Source organism: Bacillus sp. LR_5, from assembly GCF_042709275.1.
This window is the reverse complement of the sequence record NZ_JAVAXX010000431.1, coordinates 1-3,706: the sequence shown is the minus strand read 5'-3', so window position 1 is coordinate 3,706 and position 3,706 is coordinate 1. Positions and strand designations below refer to the sequence as shown.

The 3,706-nt window shown below is 44.1% G+C and carries 5 protein-coding genes; all 5 read left to right on the top strand.

From position 1 onward, the window contains the following. On the top strand, positions 1 to 484 hold a 484-nt coding region (gene tpx, locus RAC86_RS36455), incomplete at its 5' end, for a thiol peroxidase (protein ID WP_377886760.1). A gap of 60 nt (positions 485 to 544) precedes the next feature. After that, complete coding sequence (locus tag RAC86_RS36450) at positions 545 to 1,534, top strand: class I SAM-dependent methyltransferase (protein ID WP_003229346.1); 990 nt, start codon at positions 545 to 547, stop codon at positions 1,532 to 1,534. Then, positions 1,506 to 1,709, top strand: a complete 204-nt coding sequence (locus RAC86_RS36445; protein ID WP_120028477.1) for a hypothetical protein — start codon at positions 1,506 to 1,508, stop codon at positions 1,707 to 1,709. Before RAC86_RS36450 ends, RAC86_RS36445 begins: the two co-directional genes overlap by 29 nt. A gap of 172 nt (positions 1,710 to 1,881) precedes the next feature. After that, positions 1,882 to 3,069: an acetate kinase gene (locus tag RAC86_RS36440; RefSeq protein WP_003223511.1), complete on the top strand. Its 1,188-nt coding sequence runs from the start codon at positions 1,882 to 1,884 to the stop codon at positions 3,067 to 3,069. 84 nt (positions 3,070 to 3,153) lie between these two features. Continuing rightward, entirely contained in the window at positions 3,154 to 3,666 is a 513-nt protein-coding gene (locus RAC86_RS36435) for a MogA/MoaB family molybdenum cofactor biosynthesis protein (RefSeq protein ID WP_004398479.1), read from the top strand. Positions 3,667 to 3,706 lie beyond the last annotated feature (40 nt).

Below are 3,706 nucleotides of genomic sequence, written 5' to 3'. Positions count from 1 at the left end.
AGGCGGTCCGGTTACACTTGTCGGACAAGAAGTGAAGGTAGGAGATCAAGCTCCTGATTTCACAGTGCTGACTAACAGCCTTGAAGAAAAATCGTTAGCTGACATGAAAGGAAAGGTAACGATTATTTCTGTTATCCCTTCAATTGATACAGGTGTTTGTGATGCACAAACACGCCGTTTTAACGAAGAAGCTGCAAAGCTTGGAGATGTCAACGTCTACACAATCAGTGCAGACCTTCCATTCGCGCAAGCGCGCTGGTGCGGCGCTAACGGAATTGACAAAGTGGAAACACTGTCTGACCACAGAGATATGTCATTTGGCAAAGCGTTCGGTGTGTATATTAAAGAACTTCGTCTGCTTGCGCGTTCCGTATTTGTCCTTGATGAGAATGGAAAAGTCGTTTACGCTGAATATGTAAGCGAAGCAACAAACCACCCGAACTATGAAAAGCCAATTGAGGCTGCTAAGGCATTAGTGAAGTAAGCAGGGAAAAAAGCTCCAGGCTGCCGCCGGAGCTTTTTTCATGGCAAGGAGGAACACAATATGCAAAAAGACCATGTAGGTGCGGTGTATGAGCTGTTAAACGAAGCAGCGATTATGATAAAGAATGAATTGCAGATTTCATATATAGAGGCGCTTGCCGAAGCAGGAGAAATGTATTTTCTTGAAAAAACGGATCAGCTGAAACTGCCTGCTGATCAGAAAACCAAACAACTTCAGGCTCTGCTTGAAAAAGCGGAATTCGGCACGTATGAGCATGAGTGGGTACGCAAGGCTTTTCAGCTTGCCGTCCTTAAAGGAATGAAAGATATCTCCCATCCAAACAGGCAAATGACGCCGGATACGATCGGGCTTTTCATCAGCTATTTGGTGAATAAGTTTATGGCGGACAAAAAGGAATTGACCATTCTTGATCCAGCCTTGGGAACTGGGAACCTTCTGTTTACCGTGCTGAACCAGCTGTCTGAAAAAACGGCAAACAGCTTTGGCATTGAAATTGATGATGTGCTCTTGAAGATCGCCTATGCCCAAGCGAACCTTCTGAAAAAAGAGCTTGAGCTTTTCCACCAGGACAGCCTTGAGCCGTTGTTTATCGATCCAGTTGACACGGTCATTTGTGATCTGCCAGTCGGCTATTATCCGAATGACGAAGGAGCAGAAGCGTTTGAGCTTAAAGCTGACGAAGGCCATTCCTTCGCTCATCATCTGTTTATTGAACAGAGCGTCAAGCATACCAAACCGGGCGGCTACTTATTTTTTATGATTCCGAATCATTTGTTTGAGAGCTCCCAAAGCGGCAAGCTGAAACAGTTTTTCAAAGATAAGGTTCATATCAACGCACTGTTGCAGCTGCCAAAATCTATTTTTAAAGACGAAGCTCATGCCAAAAGCATCCTTGTGCTTCAGAAACAAGGAGAGAATACGAAAGCGCCGGGGCAAATTCTGCTTGCGAATCTTCCGTCTTTCTCCAATCAAAAGGCGATGCTTGATATGATGGCTCAATTTGATGAATGGTTTAAAAAAGAAAAGTAAGTGTTTTAAAAGCAGCTTAGACAGCCGTATGAGGTCGATGCCTAAGCTGCTTTTATTTATGCTTTTGAAGACCGGACTTGACGAATTGAATCCAGCTTTGAAACACAAAATACAGAGGGAAAAACCGCAAATTGTAAGCGTTCATCAATACAAAACCTATAGGGAATGTGTCTGAAAATAACGACTTCTTATTGTAAGCGTTATCAATACGCAAGTTGACTTGAAAAGCCGACATGACAATGTTTAAATGGAAAAGTCAGATATTTTTCGGAGAAGATGTTGATATTCACCGGGAAAAAAGTACGAAAAACGAAGTTGTTGATACAGAGTATAAAGGAGCGTCAATCATGTCCAAAATTATTGCAATTAACGCAGGAAGCTCGTCTTTGAAATTTCAGCTTTTCGAAATGCCTTCAGAAACCGTTTTAACGAAGGGTTTAGTTGAACGAATCGGTATCGCCGACAGCGTATTCACAATTTCTGTGAACGGCGAAAAAAATACAGAAGTAACTGATATTCCGGATCATGCGGTAGCTGTTAAAATGCTGCTGAATAAGTTAACGGAATTCGGCATTATTAAAGACTTGAATGAAATTGACGGAATTGGCCATCGTGTCGTTCACGGCGGAGAAAAATTCAGCGATTCTGTTTTATTAACGGATGAAACCATTAAGGAAATCGAAGATATTTCTGAATTGGCACCGCTTCACAATCCGGCAAATATCGTTGGAATTAAAGCGTTCAAAGAAGTGCTTCCAAATGTTCCTGCGGTAGCTGTATTTGATACGGCATTCCACCAAACAATGCCTGAGCAGTCTTACCTTTACAGCCTGCCGTATGAATACTATGAAAAATTCGGCATCCGTAAATACGGCTTCCACGGCACTTCACATAAATATGTAACTGAGCGTGCGGCAGAGCTTCTCGGCCGTCCGTTAAAAGACTTGCGCCTGATTTCCTGCCACCTTGGAAACGGAGCAAGTATTGCGGCTGTTGAAGGCGGAAAATCAATTGACACATCCATGGGCTTTACGCCGCTTGCCGGTGTAGCAATGGGCACACGCTCTGGAAACATCGACCCTGCCCTGATCCCATACATCATGGAGAAAACAGGCCAAACGGCTGACGAAGTACTGAATACATTAAACAAAAAAAGCGGACTGCTCGGCATTTCCGGTTTCTCAAGCGATCTTCGTGACATCGTTGAAGCAACGAAAGAAGGAAATGAGCGCGCGGAAACGGCTCTTGAAGTATTCGCAAGCAGAATCCACAAATACATCGGTTCTTACGCTGCAAGAATGAGCGGTGTCGATGCGATCATCTTTACTGCCGGTATCGGTGAAAATAGTGTGGAAGTCAGAGAACGCGTTCTTCGCGGTTTAGAATTCATGGGCGTATACTGGGACCCTGCGCTTAATAACGTGCGCGGCGAGGAAGCTTTCATCAGCTATCCGCATTCTCCAGTAAAAGTCATGATCATTCCGACTGATGAAGAAGTCATGATTGCGCGCGACGTTGTTCGTTTAGCAAAATAAATCGCATGAAAGCACATTCTCTTGAATGTGCTTTTTTATTGATGCATGATAGTGACAGACAGAAAACATAAAAGAGGTGGGCCTATGAGCGTTCAAGAGCATAAACAAGAAGCTCCCGATATCGTTCGGTGCAAAGTGATTACTGTCAGTGACACGAGGACAGATGAAACCGATAAAAGCGGCAAGCTGATGATCTCATTTTTAGAAGAAGCCGGTCATCATATTGCCGCATATGAAATTGTAAAAGACGAAAAGGATGCTTTGCAACGGTCAGTGCTTGCGGGCTGCATGGATGAACAGACAGACGCGGTACTCTTAAACGGAGGGACAGGCATAGCAGATCGGGATGTCACAATTGAAGCCATAACGCCGCTGTTTTCGAAAGAACTGCCCGGCTTTGGAGAAATATTCAGGATGCTGAGTTATACAGAGGATATCGGCTCTGCCGCAATCATGTCGAGAGCAACTGCCGGCGTCATTCAGCATACCGCTGTTTTCTCAACGCCAGGCTCAAGCGGCGCGGTAAAGCTGGCAATGAATAAGCTGATTATTCCCGAACTTGCACATGTGGTCAGAGAAATCAGAAAAGACAAGTAAATGAATAAATACTACGAAACTTCACCTGAAATTTAGGTGA

Bases quoted from the DNA above. Each gene is read 5' to 3' on its own strand.
- RAC86_RS36450 (WP_003229346.1), top strand. From the start codon at position 545: ATGCAAAAAGACCATGTAGGTGCGGTGTATGAGCTGTTAAACGAAGCA.
- RAC86_RS36440 (WP_003223511.1), top strand. From the start codon at position 1,882: ATGTCCAAAATTATTGCAATTAACGCAGGAAGCTCGTCTTTGAAATTT.
- RAC86_RS36435 (WP_004398479.1), top strand. From the start codon at position 3,154: ATGAGCGTTCAAGAGCATAAACAAGAAGCTCCCGATATCGTTCGGTGC.